General features: G+C 67.9%; 17 protein-coding genes. 8 read left to right on the plus strand and 9 right to left on the minus strand.

The window, feature by feature from the left end:
• Positions 1 to 9 precede the first annotated feature (9 nt).
• Positions 10 to 861, plus strand: a complete 852-nt coding sequence (locus tag ACQPYM_RS41640) for a 1-aminocyclopropane-1-carboxylate deaminase/D-cysteine desulfhydrase (protein WP_433012789.1) — start codon at positions 10 to 12, stop codon at positions 859 to 861.
• On the opposite strand, the gene ACQPYM_RS41645 is transcribed toward ACQPYM_RS41640, so the two are convergent.
• Genes ACQPYM_RS41645 through ACQPYM_RS41670 form a run of 6 tightly spaced genes read right to left on the minus strand, consistent with a single transcriptional unit; the run spans position 854 to position 6,321 of the window.
• The gene (locus tag ACQPYM_RS41645) at positions 854 to 1,801 is read right to left on the minus strand and encodes an LLM class F420-dependent oxidoreductase (protein WP_433012791.1); all 948 of its coding nucleotides are present in this window, start codon (positions 1,799 to 1,801) and stop codon (positions 854 to 856) included. The genes ACQPYM_RS41640 and ACQPYM_RS41645 overlap by 8 nt on opposite strands.
• On the minus strand, positions 1,802 to 2,545 hold the full coding sequence (locus ACQPYM_RS41650) for an SDR family oxidoreductase (RefSeq protein WP_433012793.1): 744 nt from the start codon (positions 2,543 to 2,545) through the stop codon (positions 1,802 to 1,804).
• Positions 2,546 to 2,554: 9 nt separating this feature from the next.
• Positions 2,555 to 3,232 carry a histidine phosphatase family protein gene (locus ACQPYM_RS41655; protein ID WP_433012795.1) on the minus strand — a complete coding sequence of 226 codons (678 nt, stop codon included), beginning with the start codon at positions 3,230 to 3,232 and terminating at the stop codon, positions 2,555 to 2,557.
• Positions 3,233 to 4,288, minus strand: coding sequence for a phosphotransferase family protein (locus ACQPYM_RS41660; protein WP_433012797.1), 1,056 nt, complete (start codon positions 4,286 to 4,288; stop codon positions 3,233 to 3,235). It lies immediately after the preceding gene.
• A complete protein-coding gene (locus ACQPYM_RS41665; protein WP_433012799.1) occupies positions 4,289 to 5,083 on the minus strand; it encodes an SDR family NAD(P)-dependent oxidoreductase in 795 nt (264 codons plus the stop codon).
• Positions 5,080 to 6,321: an acyl-CoA dehydrogenase family protein gene (locus ACQPYM_RS41670; RefSeq protein WP_433012801.1), complete on the minus strand. Its 1,242-nt coding sequence runs from the start codon at positions 6,319 to 6,321 to the stop codon at positions 5,080 to 5,082. Before ACQPYM_RS41670 ends, ACQPYM_RS41665 begins: the two co-directional genes overlap by 4 nt.
• Before the next feature lie 105 nt (positions 6,322 to 6,426).
• Between ACQPYM_RS41670 and ACQPYM_RS41675 the strand changes: the two genes are divergently transcribed.
• The 6 genes from ACQPYM_RS41675 to ACQPYM_RS41700 all read left to right on the plus strand — a co-directional run bounded on the left by ACQPYM_RS41675 (position 6,427) and on the right by ACQPYM_RS41700 (position 11,339).
• Complete coding sequence (locus ACQPYM_RS41675; protein ID WP_433012803.1) at positions 6,427 to 7,035, plus strand: TetR/AcrR family transcriptional regulator; 609 nt, start codon at positions 6,427 to 6,429, stop codon at positions 7,033 to 7,035.
• Positions 7,036 to 7,225: 190 nt separating this feature from the next.
• Entirely contained in the window at positions 7,226 to 8,443 is a 1,218-nt protein-coding gene (locus ACQPYM_RS41680; protein WP_433012805.1) for a sensor histidine kinase, read from the plus strand.
• Positions 8,436 to 9,083: a response regulator transcription factor gene (locus ACQPYM_RS41685; RefSeq protein ID WP_433012807.1), complete on the plus strand. Its 648-nt coding sequence runs from the start codon at positions 8,436 to 8,438 to the stop codon at positions 9,081 to 9,083. The genes ACQPYM_RS41680 and ACQPYM_RS41685 overlap by 8 nt, the downstream gene beginning before the upstream one ends.
• Positions 9,084 to 9,137: 54 nt before the next feature.
• Positions 9,138 to 9,875, plus strand: a complete 738-nt coding sequence (locus tag ACQPYM_RS41690) for an ABC transporter ATP-binding protein (RefSeq protein ID WP_433012809.1) — start codon at positions 9,138 to 9,140, stop codon at positions 9,873 to 9,875.
• Positions 9,869 to 10,654 (plus strand): hypothetical protein, encoded by a 786-nt coding sequence (locus tag ACQPYM_RS41695; protein WP_433012811.1) that lies wholly within the window; start codon positions 9,869 to 9,871, stop codon positions 10,652 to 10,654. The genes ACQPYM_RS41690 and ACQPYM_RS41695 overlap by 7 nt, the downstream gene beginning before the upstream one ends.
• Positions 10,655 to 10,658: 4 nt before the next feature.
• Positions 10,659 to 11,339 (plus strand): hypothetical protein, encoded by a 681-nt coding sequence (locus ACQPYM_RS41700; RefSeq protein ID WP_433012813.1) that lies wholly within the window; start codon positions 10,659 to 10,661, stop codon positions 11,337 to 11,339.
• Here the strand turns inward: ACQPYM_RS41700 and ACQPYM_RS41705 are convergent.
• Positions 11,323 to 12,324, minus strand: coding sequence for a LacI family DNA-binding transcriptional regulator (locus ACQPYM_RS41705; RefSeq protein WP_433012815.1), 1,002 nt, complete (start codon positions 12,322 to 12,324; stop codon positions 11,323 to 11,325). The genes ACQPYM_RS41700 and ACQPYM_RS41705 overlap by 17 nt on opposite strands.
• A 149-nt stretch (positions 12,325 to 12,473) precedes the next feature.
• Here ACQPYM_RS41705 and ACQPYM_RS41710 point away from each other — a divergent pair, with 149 nt between their 5' ends.
• Positions 12,474 to 14,390 (plus strand): discoidin domain-containing protein, encoded by a 1,917-nt coding sequence (locus ACQPYM_RS41710; protein WP_433012817.1) that lies wholly within the window; start codon positions 12,474 to 12,476, stop codon positions 14,388 to 14,390.
• Here the strand turns inward: ACQPYM_RS41710 and ACQPYM_RS41715 are convergent.
• The gene (locus ACQPYM_RS41715) at positions 14,381 to 14,704 is read right to left on the minus strand and encodes an amidase family protein (protein ID WP_433012819.1); all 324 of its coding nucleotides are present in this window, start codon (positions 14,702 to 14,704) and stop codon (positions 14,381 to 14,383) included. The genes ACQPYM_RS41710 and ACQPYM_RS41715 overlap by 10 nt on opposite strands.
• Positions 14,705 to 14,711: 7 nt before the next feature.
• Positions 14,712 to 16,280 carry an alkaline phosphatase D family protein gene (locus tag ACQPYM_RS41720; protein ID WP_433012821.1) on the minus strand — a complete coding sequence of 523 codons (1,569 nt, stop codon included), beginning with the start codon at positions 16,278 to 16,280 and terminating at the stop codon, positions 14,712 to 14,714.
• Positions 16,281 to 16,287 lie beyond the last annotated feature (7 nt).

A 16,287-nucleotide genomic window follows, 5' to 3' on the forward strand; every position in this document is an offset into this window, starting at 1 on the left:
AGCGGTTCGTTGATCGAGCTTCGACTGCCCTCACCACTGGCCGAGCTGCGTGACGAACGGCTGGGTGACATCCGGGTGCTGCTGAAGCGTGACGATCTGATCCATCCGGAGGTCCCAGGCAACAAGTGGCGCAAGCTGAAGTACAACGTGGCTGCTGCTCGAGACCTTGGGGCTCGTACGCTGCTCACCTTTGGTGGCGCCTACTCGAACCACCTCCGCGCGACTGCTGCTGTCGGCCACTTCGGCGGCTTCGCGACGATCGGTGTGGTTCGCGGTGAGGAGCACCTGCCGCTCAATCCATCGCTGGCCTATGCGGAGCAGCACGGGATGCGGCTCACCTATCTCGACAGGACGTCGTACCGGGCGAGGAGCTCCGATGAGGTGATCAACCGACTGCGCAGGGAGTTCGGGGACTTCTACTTGATCCCTGAAGGGGGCAGCAATACGGCGGCGTTGCTCGGGTGTGCTGAGTTGCCGGCGGAGATCGCGGAGCCGTTCGACGTACTGGTCTGCGCGGTCGGCACGGGTGGGACGTTGGCCGGGGTCGCCGCTGGACTCGAGCCGCGGCAGGTGGCGATCGGCGTACCGGTGCTGAAGGCGTCGCTCGAAGCTGACGTTGCCGGGTTGCAGCGGGCGGCGTACGGGCAACGGGTTGGGAACTGGCGGCTCGAGGATGGGTATCACTTCGGTGGGTATGCGAAGCGCACGCCGGAGTTGGACGGGTTTGTGGACGACTTCGAGGCGCGGCACGGTCCCCGGCTCGACTGGGTCTACGAGGCGAAGATGATGTACGCGTTGTTCGACCAGGTACGCCGAGGAGCCTTCGCCGCCGGTACTACGGTTGTCGCGCTGATCAGTTGACGGCCAGGGCGCGTGCGGTCTCCAGCAGGTTGTCGCCGGTCGGCAGGGTGGCGAGGATCGGGGTGTCGAGGCCGTTGGCGACGTACTGGTTGATCTGCGCGCGGCAGTCGGCGGCCGAGCCGTGGACGACCAGGTCGTCGATCACGTCGAGCGGTACGGCGGCCATCGCGGCGTTGCGATCGCCCGCGGCCCAGGCGTCGCGCATCGGCTTCATCGCCTCGCCGCGGCCGAGCCAGTCGTGGAACGCGGCGTAGCCGGGCACGGTCAGGTAGGTCGCGATCAGGAACCGGCCGATGTTGCGGGCCATCTCGGCGTCCTCGGTGACACAGACGAAGATCCGCGCGGCGAGCTCCTTGCCGTCGCCCAACTCGGCCCGGACCTGGCGCACGTCGTCGGCCGACAGCCAGTTGGTGATCGCTCCGTCCGCCTCCCGGGCGGCCAGCCGCAGCATCTGCGGCCGAAGCGCGGCGAGCATGATCGCGGGCGGGACGTCCGGCGCCTTCTCCAGCCGGAACCGCTTGATCGTGAAGCTGTCGAACTCCCCGTCGACCTTCTCCCCCGCGAACGCCGACCGCAGGAAGCGCAGTACGTCGCGAGTGCGCGCGAGCGGCGGGTCGTAAGCGATCCCGTTCCAGCCGGTCACGATGGTCTCCGAAGAGGCCCCGATGCCCAGCACGAACCGTCCGGGCGCGAGGTCGGCCAACGCGGCCGCACTCATCGCCAGCGCAGCCGGTCCCCTGGTGTGAACCGGTACGACGGCGGTGCCGAGCCGGAGTCGGTCATCCCACTCCGAAGCCAGGACCAACGGCGTGAACGCGTCCGCCCCGGCGACCTCGGCCGACCAGAGATCGGTGTAGCCCAGCGAAGCCAGCTCGGTGATCAGCGGCTTGTGGTCCCGCAACGAAACCCCGGTCAGCGGAACGGTCAGACCCCAGCGCATTCAGATCATCCTCTTCAGCAGCGGCAGTGGAGCGAACTCGAGAATCCTTGCCATCGGCACCCAGGGCCAGGACGGCACGAACGCCTTGGCCTTCTCCGCCTCGATCGCGGCGACCATCGCGCGGACGCCGGGCACGGTGTCGACGATCAGCGGCGTCTTCGCCACGTGCTCGTTCAGCTCGGACCGGATGTAACCAGGGAAGATGGTGCTCACCTTGATGGGCTTGCCGAGCAGCTCCAGCCGCAGCCCCTCAGCGAGCGTCGCGACGGCGGCCTTGGTGGCGGCGTACGTGGTGACCGACTTCGGCATCCCACGCACCGCGGCCACTGACGAGATGAAGACGAGGTGACCGGTGTTTCTGGGCCGGAACAGCTCGAGGGCGGCTTCCGCTTGGGCGAGGACGGCGGTGAAATTGGTCTGGGCGGTGATCAGGTTCGCGTCGAACCGGCCAGTGCCGAGGGGCGCGCCCTTGCCGATGCCGGCGTTCACGATGATCCGGTCCAGCGGCAGCTCGGCGTCTGTCTTCTTGAAGGTCTCGAAGACCGCGGCGTGATCGTTCACGTCGAGCGGGTGGACCAGGATGGTGGCGTTGGGATGGGCTGCGGTCAGCTCGGCCTGCAGCGCCTTCAGCCGGTCCTCGCGACGGGCGGTCAGCGCGAGGTTGTGTCCTTTGGCGGCGAACTGCCGGGCCATCTCCTCGCCGAGTCCCGAGCTCGCCCCGGTGATCAGGATGTTGCGTCGCATCAGGTGGCCCTATCGGTAGGTGAGCAGTTCGGTGCCGTCGAGGTGGCCGTGGTCGTTGTAGCTGACCACGGTCAGGCCGCTGCGCCCGGAGGTGAGCTTGGTGATCGCGGTGTTGATGGTGACCGGGTTGAGCTTGAGCCAGAGGTCGTCGGACCCGGCGAGGAGCCGGCTCGCGACGGCCGCGATCGGGCCGCCGGAGGTGAAGACGAAAGCGGTCTCGCCTTTGCCGACACGGGCCGCAGTACGGCGTACTGCGTCTTCCGAGCGTTGGCAGAAGGCGGCGAAGGACTCTGGATAGCCCTCGCCCTCGACCCAGCGCTGGGTGGCGGCGCTGAACATCTCCTGGAACGCCCGCGCCGGGTGACCGGAGCGGGCGAGGTCGGCGAGCAGTACCGCGCGGCGCTTGTAGGCGGGCTTGTACGCGACGATCACCTGGTCGTGGTCGAACTCGTTGAGCCCTTCGTCGACCTCGACCGGTACGTCGAGGCCCGCTGCCCGCAGCGCGATCTCGGCCGTCTGCGCATGCCGGCGCATCGCGCCCCTGACGACGAGGGACGGCTTGAGACCGCGCTCGGCGAGCGCTTCGCCCAGTACCGCGGCCTGCTGCTCACCCTGGGGCGAGAGCCGGTCGTAGTCACTGCGGCCGAACGACGCCTGCGCGTGCCGGATGAGGTAAATGGTGGGCATTCAGCGACTCATGATCTTGCGGCAGCGCCGCTCTAGGAGGTTGACCGGCAGCCAGAGATTCCTGAACCGGGGATTGCGGGTCTGCTTGTGGTGGTAGCGGTAGTAGATCTGCTGCGCGATCACGGCGAGCCGGAACAACCCGAACACTTCGTAGAACGCCCAGTTGGACGCGTCGAGCCCGGACTTCTCGCAGTAGTAGCGAACGATCTCGTCCCGGCTGATCATCCCCGGTACGTCGGACGGTTGCATCTTGAACCGCCGGAAAGCCCAATCGTCGTCGGCCTGGACCCAATAGGCGAGCGCGCTGCCAAGATCCATCAACGGATCCCCGAGCGTCGCCAACTCCCAGTCGAGCACCCCGACGATCTTGAGCGGGTCTTCCGGGTCCAGCACCACGTTGTCGAGCCGGAAGTCGTTGTGGATCACACAGATCCTGGTATCAGCCGGCCGATTCGCCTCCAGCCAAGCCATCACCTTCTCAAAACTCGGCACGTTCCAGGTCTTCGCCTTGCGGTACCGGTTGCTCCACCCACCAACCTGCCGCTCGACGTACCCCTCCCCTTTACCGAGATCGCCGAGCCCAGCCGCCACCGGATCCACCCGATGCAGATCCAGCAACGTGTCCACCAACGTGAACCCAAGCTGTCGAGTCTGCTCAGGTGTGAGCTCAACCCCCAGCTCCGCCGGCCGCGGGATGATCCCGGCCACCCGCTCCATCACATAGAACTCAGACCCGATCACGGTGTCATCGTTGCAGTAGGCAACCATCCCCGGCAGCTGCGGAAACACCGGCTTGAGCCCTTGCTGAATCCGAAACTCCCGTCCCATGTCGTGCGCACCCTTGGCTTTGGTGCCCGTCGGCGGCCGACGCAGAATCAGATCGCGATCCGGATACCGCAGGAGGTAGGTGAGGTTGGACGCCCCACCGGAGAACTGCCGCACTTCGGGGAGGCCGTCCGAGAGCGTCGTCTGCTGCCGGAGCCAGCCGTCCACCGCGGGTACGTCGAAGGCGTCCTCTTCGCGGACTGGGCGGGCGCCTTCTACTGATGTGGCCATTTACCGGTCTCCGGGGGCTGCCTCGGATCGGGTTCGGGCTCGGGCGGCTATTTTGCGCATCTGGCGGTCGTACAGGGGGCGGGCGAAGCGTTTGGTGCGCCAGGCCATCAGGGCTGGGCGGTCGGGGATGATCAGGAACTGTTGTTTCTTGATGCCGGTCAGGACGTTGGCGGCGATCTCGTCCGCGGTGCGGGGTGACTTCTCGATCAGCTTGCGGGCGGTGGTGTTCATCTCGGTGTCGGCGCCCTGGATCGAGTCCGCGAGGTTGGTGCGGAAGAAGGACGGGCAGACGACGGACACGGTCACGCCGTACGGGTGCAGTTCGTGGGAGAGCGTCTCCGAGAGCGCGACCACGCCGGCCTTGACCGTGTTGTACGAGCTCATCATCGGCGGGTGCACCAGCCCGGCCGCGGAGGCCGTGTTGACGATGTGGCCCGAGCGTTGCCGTTTGAACAGCGGCGTGAAGGCGCGGCAGCCGCGGACGACGCCCATCAGGTTGATGTCGACGACGCGATCCCACTCGTCCAGCGACTCGACGTCGATCCGGCCGCCGGTGGCGATCCCGGCATTGTTCACCAGGATGTCGAGGCCGCCCCAGTGCTCCTCGCACCACGCGACCGCCTTGTCCCAGTCGTCCGCGTCACGCACATTCAGCTGCCGGTACTGCGCTCCGTCCGGCACCCGCGACTCGGCCGCCAAGTCGGTACAGAGCACTTGGTGGCCATCAGCAACAAACCGGGCGACGAGCGCCTCCCCCAGTCCACTCGCGCCACCGGTCACGAGAACCCTGCTCATTCGGACTCCTTGTACTTCGCCAGTTCGAGCTTCGCGATCACTCCACGATGCACCTCGTCCGGCCCGTCGGCCAGGCGCAGAGCCCGCGCACTCGTCCACGCCCCGGCCAGCGGGAAGTCGTCGGACAGCCCGCCGCCACCGTGCAACTGGATCGCCATGTCGATCACGTCCTGCGCCATCCGCGGTACGGCGACCTTGATCTGGCTGACCTCGCTCAACGCGCCGGCCAGGCCCTTCGTGTCCAGCAGGTACGCCGTCTGCAGCACGAGCAGCCGCGCCTGGTTGATCGCGATCCGCGCGTCGGCGATCCGCTCACGGTTGCCACCGAGGTTGACCAGCGGCTTGCCGAACGCAGTACGGCTGGTACCGCGCTGGAGTGCGAGCTCGAGCGACTTCTCCGCTAGCCCGATCAGCCGCATGCAGTGGTGCACGCGACCCGGGCCGAGCCGTCCCTGGGCGATCTCGAACGCACGACCGGGTCCGACCAGGATGTTGGCGACCGGCACCCGGACATCGGTGAACGAAACCTCGCCGTGGCCGTGCGGTTCGTCGTACCGGCCCATGGCGGGGAGCAGCCGCTCGACCTTCACGCCAGGGGTGTCACGCGGGACGAGCACCATCGTGTGCCGCGCGTACCGGTGGGCGTCCGGGTCGGTGAGGCCCATGAAGATGAGCAGTTCGCAGTCCGGGTGGCCGACGCCGGTGCTCCACCACTTGCGTCCGTTGAGCACGACCTCGTCGCCGTCCACGATCGCGGTGGCTGCCATGTTGGTCGCGTCGGACGAGGCCACGTCGGGCTCGGTCATGCAGAACGCGGACCGGATCGCGCCGTCCAGCAACGGCTCCAGCCACCGCTTCTTCTGCTCGTCGCTGCCGTAGCGGAGCAGAACTTCCATGTTGCCGGTGTCGGGCGCGTTGCAGTTGAACACGTACGGCGCGATGAACGACCGGCCGGTCAGCTCCGCGATCGGCGCGTAGTCGAGGTTGCTCAGCCCTTCCTCTGAACTGGCGCCGTACTGCGCGTTGCCGGGCTCGGCCGGCGGGAGGAAGAGGTTCCACAGACCCTGCTTGCGCGCCTTCGCCTGGAGTTCTTTGAAGGCGGGCTGTGGTTGCCACGGATCGGCGGCCGCCTTGGTCGCGGCGTGCAGCTCAGGCTCCACCGGCTCGATCTCGGTCCGGATGAACTCGGCGACCTGCTCGATCAACTGCTGCGCCCTCGCGGACGGTTCGAAGCCCATCACGTCTCCTCGGTCGGCTGTTCTTGACGGTAGCGCACTTACTGAGCAATGCTCAATAGCGTGAATCCCGGCAGCCCCGCGCATCCGCAGCCTGTGGACAGTCTTGTGGATAAGTCGGTGGACGGGCGGCGCCGGCGGTTGAGTGCGGAGGATCGCCGCAAGCAGCTGGTCGGCATCGGGTTGATGATGTTGCGGACCCAGCCGATCCACGACCTGTCGATCGACGCGGTCGCAGCCGAGGCGGGGATCTCGCGCGGACTGCTGTTCCACTACTTCCCGACGAAGCGCGACTTTTATGTCGAGGTGATGAGCGCGGCCGGCCGCCGACTGCTCCGGGTCACCAAGCCGGACCCTTCGTTGCCCGCGGACGAGCAGCTCCGCCAGATGCTGCTCTCCTTCGTCGCCTTCGTGACGCGACGCCGGGACTCCTACATCTCCTTCGTCCGCGGCGCCGCCGGCGGCGACAACTTCGTAGTCGAGGTCTACGCCGCCACCCGCGCCGGCCTCACCACCCGAGTGCTGGAGCTCCTCGACTCAGCAGCCGAGGCCGACCGGCCGGCCTCCCGCGACCGGATGACCGTGCACGCGTGGCTCGCGTACGTCGAGGACCTGGCCATCGAGTGGTCCGGCCTCCCCGAAGCCGACCGCCCGACCTCGGCCGAGGAACTGGTCAACCACTTCATCGCCGCCTTGCAGGCACTCCGGCAGCTCTGAGCGCCCACATGTGGTCGGCTTGAACCGGAAGTGGTGGGCTTGAACAGGAAGTGGCGAGCTTGAACAAGTTATTCCCTGTTCAGGGTCGCCGCTCTGGGGACGAACCCACCGGTTCTGGTCAGGTGCGCCAGCGCACTCCGCGCCCGCTGGTCCACACCGCGGCGCTACCCGTCGAAACTAGAGTGGGGCGATGACCCGGTTCGCGCGGCTCGGCTTGCAGCTGGGGATGACGGCTCTCTGCGTCGCGGTGTTCTGGCTGCCGCTGGACGATGGGTCCGGCTGGTCGCTGACCGTGCACTTAGCGCTGATCGCGGTGCTGACGGTCGGCATGCTGCTTCGGTCCTGGGCGCCCTCGGCCGCGTTCGCGCTGGTGGGGACTGCGACCTTTGTGGGGGCCGCGCTTCATCTCACGCAGGATCCGTTCATCGCCGCCGCCTGGACTCTGTACCCGGTCGCGATCCAGAAGAGCACCGGGCGGTTCCCGTCGATGGCCTCCGCGCTTTTCGCCGCGGTGGTCGCCGCGGTCGCCATGGTCGGAAGTCCGGAGGGGCAGGACGCTGCCCGCTATGTGACGCTGAGTTTGGTGGCGTTGGCCGGCGCCTGGGCGCTCGGTACGTCCACTGGGCGCCGACTGCTGGAGGTCGAACGCAGGGTCTCCGCCGAGAAGGACCGGGCGGTTGCGGCCGAGCGGCTTCGGGTGGCGCGCGAGGTGCATGATGTCGTCTCGCACTCGCTCGGCGCGATCTCGGTCGCCGCGGGAGTCGCGGCGCGCGTCGATGCGGATGACGCCGGGCGGCTGCGAGGCAAGTTGCAGCGGATCGAGCAGACCAGCCGGGAAGCGCTCGACGAGCTGCGGGTCGCGTTGGGTGCGATCCGGGACGGAGGCGAGACCGCTGAGCGGGAGCCGTTGCCCGGGTTGGGTCAGCTCGCCGGTCTGGTTGAGCGGGTTCGTAGTACTGGGACCGAGGTGACGTTGAGGGTGACCGCTGTGGACGACGTACCGCCGGCGATCGGACTGGCCGTCTACCGGATCACGCAGGAGTGCCTCACGAACTCCGCACGGCATGCACCAGGTTCGCGCTGCCGCGTAGCCGTCACTGGCTTGGACGGCGACGTCCTGGTCGAGATCGACGACGACGGCGCGGGCACGCAATCGGCGGAAGGCCGATCCGGGGATGCCGAAGCGCTGTCGCCCCGAGCCGGAGCGCGGTCGGCGGAAGGCCGAGCGGGCCAAGGCGCGGTGTTGTCGTCGGAAGTCGGGGCGGGGGAAGGCGGTTATGGGCTGGTTGGGTTGCGGGAGCGGGTGGAGTTGCTTGGTGGCACCTTCGCCGCCGGGCCTCGGACCGACGGTGGGTTTCTGGTGCGGGCGACGCTTCCGGTGGGGCGGCAGGAGGTGACCGGTGGCTGAACCCGTTGGGGTTTTGGTGGCGGAGGATCAGGAGCTTCTTCGTACTTCGCTGCGTGAACTGATCGACGACGATCCGCTGCTGTCCGCGGTCGGCGAGGCGGCCAACGGTCAGCTGGCCATCGATGCGGCGAACCGGTTGCGGCCCGCTGTGGTCCTGATGGACATCCGGATGCCGGTGCTGGACGGTCTGGCGGCAACCAGGTCGATCTGTGCTCGGCATCCGCGGACCAAGGTGATCATGCTGACCACCTTCGATCTCGACGAGTACGTCTACGAGGCGCTGCACGCCGGCGCTTCCGGCTTCTTGCTCAAGAACGCGCCGGCCGGCGAGATCCTCCGGGCGATCCACACCGTGCACGAAGGCAACGCGATGCTGGCGCCGGAGGTGACCCGGCGGATGATCGCCGGCTTCGCCGCCCGCCGGCCGCGACCGGATCCGTTCGCGGCGCTGACCGAGCGGGAGCGCGACGTGGTCGGCGCGATCGTGCGCGGGCTGTCGAACGAGGAGATCGCCGACGACCTGTTCCTCAGCAAGGCGACGGTGAAGACGTACCTGAGCCGGTTGTTCGTCAAGCTGGGTGTCCGGGACCGGACCCAGCTGGTCATCCTGGCCTACGAGTCGGGCTTCGCCGGCCGCTGACTGTCAACCTTTGGCCGATGCGGCGGCCGATGCCGGCACGGCATCTTGATGGCCATGATCGACATCACCACGCTGACCAAACGCCATGGCAAGAAGGTTGCCGTTGACAACATAAGTTTCACCGCCGCGGCCGGCCGGGTGACCGGGTTCCTCGGTCCCAACGGCGCCGGGAAGTCCTCCACGCTGCGGGTCCTGCTCGGGCTCGACTCTGCCGACGCCGGCACCGCCCTGATCGGCGGCCGCCCGTACCGGGAGTTGAGGAATCCGCTGCGCACCGTCGGCTCGTTGCTGGACGGCAGTGGCGCGCACCGCTCCCGGACCGCCCGGGCGCATCTGTCTTGGGTTGCCCGCAGCAACGGTATCCGCCAGTGCAGGGTCGACGAGGTGCTCGACCTGACCGGACTCTCCGACGCAGCCGGCAAGCGGGTCGGCAAGTACTCACTGGGCATGGGTCAGCGCCTCGGCATCGCGACCGCGTTGCTAGGTGAGCCCGAGGTCCTGGTGCTGGACGAGCCGGTGAACGGCCTGGATCCCGAAGGCATCCGCTGGATCCGCCGCTTCCTCACCGAGTACGCCGCGGGCGGGCGCACCGTGCTGGTCTCAAGTCACCTGATGAGCGAGATGGCGGAAACGGCCACCCACCTGGTCGTGATCACGGCCGGTCGGGTGGTCGCGGACGGATCGCTCGCCGAGGTCACGGCCGGCCACGCGTCGCTCGAGGACGCGTTCTTCGCCCTCACCGATCCACTGACTCCGGCCAAGGATGCGGGACCGGAGGCGCGGGCATGCTGAACCAGACCGCCGCGGAGCTGCGGAAGACGTTCTCGCTGCCCTCGGTCTACGTCGGCATCGCGCTCGCCACGGTGGGGACCATCGGTCTCTCGGCACTGGCAGCGAGCACGCGCCGCGCGGCGATGGACCGCGGTGACACGGACGCTTTCCGCAACTCCTCCCCGCTCGACGCCGGCTTCGAGATCGTCGGGCCCGGCGTGATCGGAATGGCGGTGCTCGCCGTCGTCATCATGAGCAGCGAGTACACGCCGAACCGAAAGGACGCCGGTGCCGGCCGGCAGATCCTGGTGAGCCTGACCAGCGTTCCGCGGCGTGGTGTCCTCCTAACAGCGAAGGCAGTCGTGGTCGCCGTCTTGACCACGCTGATCGCGATGGTCAGCATCCTTAGCGGGCTCGCGGTGACCCAAGCTGTCCTCGGCGAGCACGGCCGCTCCTTCGGCACCGTGCTGGACCAGTCCGGCTGGCGGATCGCCGGCGCGATCGCCTACTGGGTGTGCTCCGCGCTGATCGCGCTGGCGGTCACGGCCGTCACCCGCAGCGGTGTGATCCCGCTGGTCGTGCTGATCGTCAACTCGTCGATGGTGTCCGTGTCGTACCTGCTCACCAAGGTCACGCCGCTGGCGAGGTACTTGCCCGATGTCGCGGGGGCGCAGAGCTTCACCAGGCAGTATCCCGCCGACAACATGCTCGGTCCGGCCACCGGTGCGCTGGTGATGGCCGGCTGGACCGCGGTGCTGCTGGTGGCGGCCGGCTGGATCTTCGCCCGGCGGGACGCTTGAGGTGGTGACGAACGACTTCCGGGCTGTCTGCGCGGCGGAACTACTCAAGCTGCGCAGTCTTCCGGCCGTGTCCATCACGCTCGGCGTGACCCTGTTCTGCACAACCGGTCTTTCGGTCCTCCTCGCCACCAACGACGAGACACCCCTGCAAACAATCCAGTACGCCCAAGTCGGTTTCATCCTGCTGGGTGTCCTCACGGTCGGCAGCGAGTACGCCGGCAGCCAGATCCACACCACGCTGCTGAGCATGCCGAACCGGCTGGCCTTGCTGACAGGCAAAGCGGTTGCCTACGGCGTGACGGCACTAGCAGCCGCAATCCTTACCGTTACCGTGGTTTTCGTAGCGGTCCAGCTTTCCAGTGACCAGCCTGTCGGTGATTTAGCCGCCCTGCTCGGCGCGGTCGCGTACCTCGTCCTCATCGGGCTTTTCGCGGCGGCCATCGTGACCCTGACGCGCAACCTGCTCGCCGCGGTCGTCGCCATGGCCACCCTGGTACTGATCGTCTCCCCGTTACTGCGCAACATCACCACGGCCGCTTCCTACCTCCCCGACAGCGCGGGAATGCGGCTTTACCAGGGCGCGGACGACGGACTCACCGTCCTGCAGGGCTCGGCGGTCCTCGTCGGGTGGCTGGCCGTCGCACATTTGGTGTCGGCGGCAACGTTCCTCAAGCGGGATGCCTAGCCGGTCCGGTGGAGTCGCGGGTCACCAGTTCGGTGGCCAGTTCCACGTGGAGGGCTTCTACCTCGTGGTGACTCAGGAGGCGGATCAGGAGGCTGACAGCCATGCGACCCATTTCCCGGAGCGGCTGGCGAACCGTGGTCAGGCGGGGACTGGTCGCGCGGCTCACGTCGATGTCGTCGAAGCCGGCGATCGATAGGTCGTCCGGTACGGCGAGGCCGCGGTCGGCGGCGGCTTGGAGGGCTCCTACCGCGGCCTTGTCGTTGAAGGCGACGAGCGCTGTGGGGCGTTCCGGGAGGTCCAGGAGTTCGGCCGCGGCTCGGTAGCCGTGTTCGGTGGTGGGCTGGATCGGGCGGACCAGCGACGGATCAGGCAGGATCCCGGCGTCGGCGAGGGCCGCGGCGTGGCCGCCGAGACGGGCGTCGCTGGCCAGCCATTCGCTCGGACCGCCGATGACGCCGATCCGGGTGTGCCCCAGACGAACCAGGTGTGAGGTGACCTGCCGCGCGCCGGCGAAATGCGCTGCCGAGACGGCGGCGATGTCGCGCGGCAGCGGAGTACGGGGGTCGACGACGACGAACGGGAAGCGGCGGGCGCGCAGGTGGATCAGCTCGTCGCTCGACTCCGGCGGCAGAATCAGGATCCCGCCGGCCAGGTCGCGTTGCCCGGGCAGCTTGGCCAGTACTGCGTCGTGCTGGGTCGCTTCGCCCGCGTTGAGGACGAGCTGGCGGTCGTGGCGATCGAGCGTCTCCGCGATCGACGAGACGATCAGCCCGAAGTAGTCGGTCAGCAGGTACGGGCAGCGCACGTAGACGGCTCCCCCGACAGGCTTTGGTGATCCGCCGCGTGGACTCGGCGCCCGTACGCCGAGCCGTTCGACCGCGCGCTCGACCAATTCCCGCGTCTGGGGCGCGACGTTGCCCTGCTGGTTGAGCACCCGCGAGACCGTCGCGATAGAGACACCGGTCTCCGCCGCAATGTCTCGCACGGTGACTTTAGCTGGCATTTGTTACATCGCCTTGTTTCACAACTCGCACTCTAGATCACCTTGACAGCCTGGGTCCACCGGCGTTTCCTGAAGGCCGAATGTTGCGTGTTTGTTTCATTTGTTACATCGGGGTTGACCTGAGGAGAACGATGAAAAGACCAGCGATCGGTGCTGTCGTGGCCGGCTCCGCCCTCCTGCTCAGCGGCCTGTCGGCCGGCGCCCAGGCGGCCGAACGCCCCACCGCGAAGACCACCGCACGCGTCTGGGTGACCACCCCGGACCGGGCCGAGTTGTTGCACGAGCGGCCGTCCGTTGCCTTCGGCAAGGGGCAGAGCGCGCGGACGACCATCACGGTCGACCCCGGCACGCAGTACCAGACGATGGACGGCTTCGGCGCCTCGATCACCGACTCGTCGGCGAGCGTGCTCTACCGGCTGACGCCGGCCGTGCGGGAGCAGACGATGCGCTCGCTGTTCGACCGCGAGCGCGGTATCGGGGTCAGCTTCCTGCGTCAGGTGGTCGGCTCGTCGGACTTCACCGCCTCGCCGCGGCACTACACGTACGACGACGTACCGGCCGGGCAGACCGACTTCCCGCTGCGGCACTTCTCCATTGCGCACGACCAGGCACAGATCCTTCCGCTGCTGCGCCGGGCCAAGCAGCTCAACCCGTCGCTCAAGGTGATGGCCACGCCGTGGAGCCCGCCGGCCTGGATGAAGACCGGCGACTCGCTGGTCGGTGGCCGGCTCAAGGACGACCCGGCGATCTACAACGCCTACGCGCGCTACCTGGTGAAGTTCGTGAAGGCGTACGAGGCGGCCGGCGTACCGGTGGACTTCATCTCGGTGCAGAACGAGCCGCAGCACCGCAAGCCGAGCGGCTACCCTGGCACGGACATGCCGGTGCGCCAGCAGGCCGCGGTGATCTCGCAGCTCGGCCCGCTACTGCGCGCTGCCAGCCCGCGGACGAAGATCCTCGGCTACGACCACAACTGGTCGACTCACCCCGGCGACGTCGCCAACACCCCGCCCGGTGAGGACCCCGAGACCGACTACCCGTACCAACTGCTGAACAGCCCAGCCGGCAAGTGGCTGGCCGGTACGGCGTACCACTGCTACTCCGGTGACCCCAGTGCGCAGACCGCGTTGCAGCAGACCTTCCCGGACAAGGGCATCTGGTTCACCGAGTGCTCCGGATCGCACGGACCGAACGACACTCCGGCGCAGATCTTCCGTGGCACCCTCACCTGGCACGCCCGCACGCTGATGCTCGGTACTACGCGCAACTGGGCCAAGTCGGTCGTCAACTGGAACATCGCGCTGGACGACAAGGGCGGCCCGTACAACGGCGGCTGCACCACTTGCACCGGGCTCGTGACGGTCCAGCCGGACGGCAGCGTCAGCACCGACGCGGAGTACTACACGATCGGGCACCTGTCGAAGTTCGTGCGCACTGGGGCGGTGCGGATCGCCAGTACGTCGTACGGGACGACCGGGTGGAACGGACAGCTCATGTCGTCGGCCTTCCGCAACCCGGACGGCTCGACCGCACTGCTGGTGCACAACGAGAACGATGAGCCGCGGAGCTTTGCCGTTGCTGTTGGCGACCAGTCCTTCGAGTACACGCTGCCCGGTGGCGCGATCGGGACGTTCGTCTGGGAGCGCTCGCTGAAGCCGGTGCTGACACCTGTGTCGCTGGCGGGGGCGACGGCGAGCGCAGTACCAGCTGCTGATGCTGCGCTGGCGTTCGACGCTGACGGCTCCACCGTCTGGCAGTCGAAGGCAGCACAGGCTGCCGGGCAGTACGTGCAGGCTGACCTCGGTACGGCGAAGCAGTTCCGCCGAGTCGCGATCGACAGCGGCGGTAACACCGGGGACTACGCCCGCGGCTGGCAGGTATCCACCAGCTTCGACGGCACCACCTGGCGACCACTGGCCTCAGGCACGGGCACCGGCCAACTCACCAACGTAGACGTGCCGCCCACCCGCGCCCGCTACGTCCGCATCACCTCCATCAGCACCAGCGACCACTGGTGGTCCCTCGCCGACGTACGCCTCTACAACTGACCTTCGATCCATGCCGCAACAGCGCTGGCCTTCTGGTTGTCTCTGGCGATGAGCTGGAGGCCTACCGGGAGGCCGGGGGCTTTCAGGGGGATGGTGATGGCGGGGTGGCCGGTGATGTTGGGGAGGCGGACGTGGCGCATCAGGCTTGAGTGGACGGCAGAGCCGCAGCGGTAGGGCATGCCTTCGACCTCGATGATCTCTTTGACCAGTACCGGGATCCCCGCCAGTGGACCCCGGGTGGCCTGCTCGAGCAGGGCGACCGGGTCGAGCTCACTCGCCCGGACTGCGGCCGCCGTCCTCTCCAATGAGGTCACTGGTCAATCAGATCACCTCTACCGTGGAGCTGCCGCGCGCAGTCCGGGCCTGGTAGCTGGTGCTGACGCCTGCGTTGGCCTGCAGCCGGTTGACGGCTCGGTAGGCGAGCTTGGCCTCGTCCTGCGTCACCTCGAGTACGCCGTACCCGTGCTGGCGCATGTCGATCAGGTTGAGATGCGGGTTGTACTGCAGCCTCTTCTGCTCCTCGGCCTTCGCCCCGGTGACGCCCTTGGTGTCGCCGGTGTTGGTCGAGGACACGGACGGTACGACGAACTCGACGCCGGCCCGTCGCGTCCCGCCCGGGTTGCCCGCGCCCGGTGAGCCTGGCGCGAAGCCGGTGTCCCAGAGTTCGCCGGCGAACGTGTCGTGGTCGTCGCCGGTCACCATCACCAGATCGGACACCCGCTCGGCCGCGAGTGACAGCAACTCGGTGCGCTCGGCGCCGTACCCGTCCCAGGTGTCCATGAAGGCGCGCTCACCGGCCGCACCGGTGACCATGCCCATCATCATGTTCGGGTTGGCCAGCACCTTCCAGCGAGCGCCCGAGGAGCGCAGCCCGTCCTTCAGCCAGGTCTTCTGCGCCGGACCGAGCATGCTGCGGGCCGGCGCATCCGCGGCCGCGCAGACGATGCTGCCACCGTCCTCGCAGGGCTGGTCGTCCTTGTACTGACGGTTGTCGATGGCAAACAACTCGACGGTCCGGCCGAGCTTGAGCGAGCGATAGGTGCGGGTCAGGTCGCCGCCGTACCGCGGTACCGGCATCCGCTCGAACCACGCGTGCCAGGCCGCGCTCTTCTTCTCCTGGAAGAACAGCTCCGGCAGCGTCCAGTTGTCCTTGCTGTAGTTGTTGCGGAACTCGTGGTCGTCCCACAGCGGCAGGAAGGCGTGCTGCGCGTGCATCGCGCGCAGGTTCGGGTCACTGCGATACAGCGTGTACTTCGCCCGCATGCTCGACAGCACCTGTGGATAGAGGTTGAGATCGATGCCCCGTACGCCGGGCACGGTCGCTTCGTAGACGTAGTCGCCGAGGCCGACCACCAGATCGAGCTCCTCGGCGGCGAGGTGGCGATGGGTCGCGTAGTACCCCTCGGTGAAGCCCTGGCAGGTGAAGAAGCCGATCCGGACCGGCTGGTTCGAGTCGGCCGGGCGCAAGGTCTGGAACCGGCCGACCGGCGACACGGTGTCCTGCCCGCGGAACTGGTAGAAGTACTCCGCTCCGGCGGTGAGCCCGGTCGCCGGGAAGTGCACGCAGCCGTCCCACCGCTTCTCCGCGATCACGGTCGCGACGATCTCCGGCCGGCTCAGGTCGCGTTGCTGCGACACCACGACAGCCAGCTCGGCGTCCCCGTCGAAGACTCCACACGGAACTCTCGTCCACAGCGTGGCGCCGTCGGTGCGTGGAACGCCCGCCATGATCCCCTCCGGGAAGGTGGCGCCACGGACCAGCGTGGGCGAGGCGTCGGCGGCGGTGCGGAGCCTCGGAGTACCGGTGCTCCAGGCGCTGGCCGGAGCTGCTGCGGCGACACCTGCGACGCCGATCGCGCCGAGGACGGTTCTGCGGGTGAGGTCAGCCATGAAGAAA

Source organism: Kribbella sp. CA-294648 (genome assembly GCF_050943845.1).
Classification (GTDB): domain Bacteria; phylum Actinomycetota; class Actinomycetes; order Propionibacteriales; family Kribbellaceae; genus Kribbella.

Excerpts from the sequence above, each read along its gene's own strand:
- ACQPYM_RS41645 (WP_433012791.1), bottom strand. The coding sequence starts at position 1,801 with ATGCGCTGGGGTCTGACCGTTCCGCTGACCGGGGTTTCGTTGCGGGAC.
- ACQPYM_RS41650 (WP_433012793.1), bottom strand. The coding sequence starts at position 2,545 with ATGCGACGCAACATCCTGATCACCGGGGCGAGCTCGGGACTCGGCGAG.
- ACQPYM_RS41655 (WP_433012795.1), bottom strand. The coding sequence starts at position 3,232 with ATGCCCACCATTTACCTCATCCGGCACGCGCAGGCGTCGTTCGGCCGC.
- ACQPYM_RS41660 (WP_433012797.1), bottom strand. The coding sequence starts at position 4,288 with ATGGCCACATCAGTAGAAGGCGCCCGCCCAGTCCGCGAAGAGGACGCC.
- ACQPYM_RS41665 (WP_433012799.1), bottom strand. The coding sequence starts at position 5,083 with ATGAGCAGGGTTCTCGTGACCGGTGGCGCGAGTGGACTGGGGGAGGCG.
- ACQPYM_RS41670 (WP_433012801.1), bottom strand. The coding sequence starts at position 6,321 with ATGGGCTTCGAACCGTCCGCGAGGGCGCAGCAGTTGATCGAGCAGGTC.
- ACQPYM_RS41680 (WP_433012805.1), top strand. The coding sequence starts at position 7,226 with ATGACCCGGTTCGCGCGGCTCGGCTTGCAGCTGGGGATGACGGCTCTC.
- ACQPYM_RS41690 (WP_433012809.1), top strand. The coding sequence starts at position 9,138 with ATGATCGACATCACCACGCTGACCAAACGCCATGGCAAGAAGGTTGCC.
- ACQPYM_RS41695 (WP_433012811.1), top strand. The coding sequence starts at position 9,869 with ATGCTGAACCAGACCGCCGCGGAGCTGCGGAAGACGTTCTCGCTGCCC.
- ACQPYM_RS41710 (WP_433012817.1), top strand. The coding sequence starts at position 12,474 with ATGAAAAGACCAGCGATCGGTGCTGTCGTGGCCGGCTCCGCCCTCCTG.
- ACQPYM_RS41720 (WP_433012821.1), bottom strand. The coding sequence starts at position 16,280 with ATGGCTGACCTCACCCGCAGAACCGTCCTCGGCGCGATCGGCGTCGCA.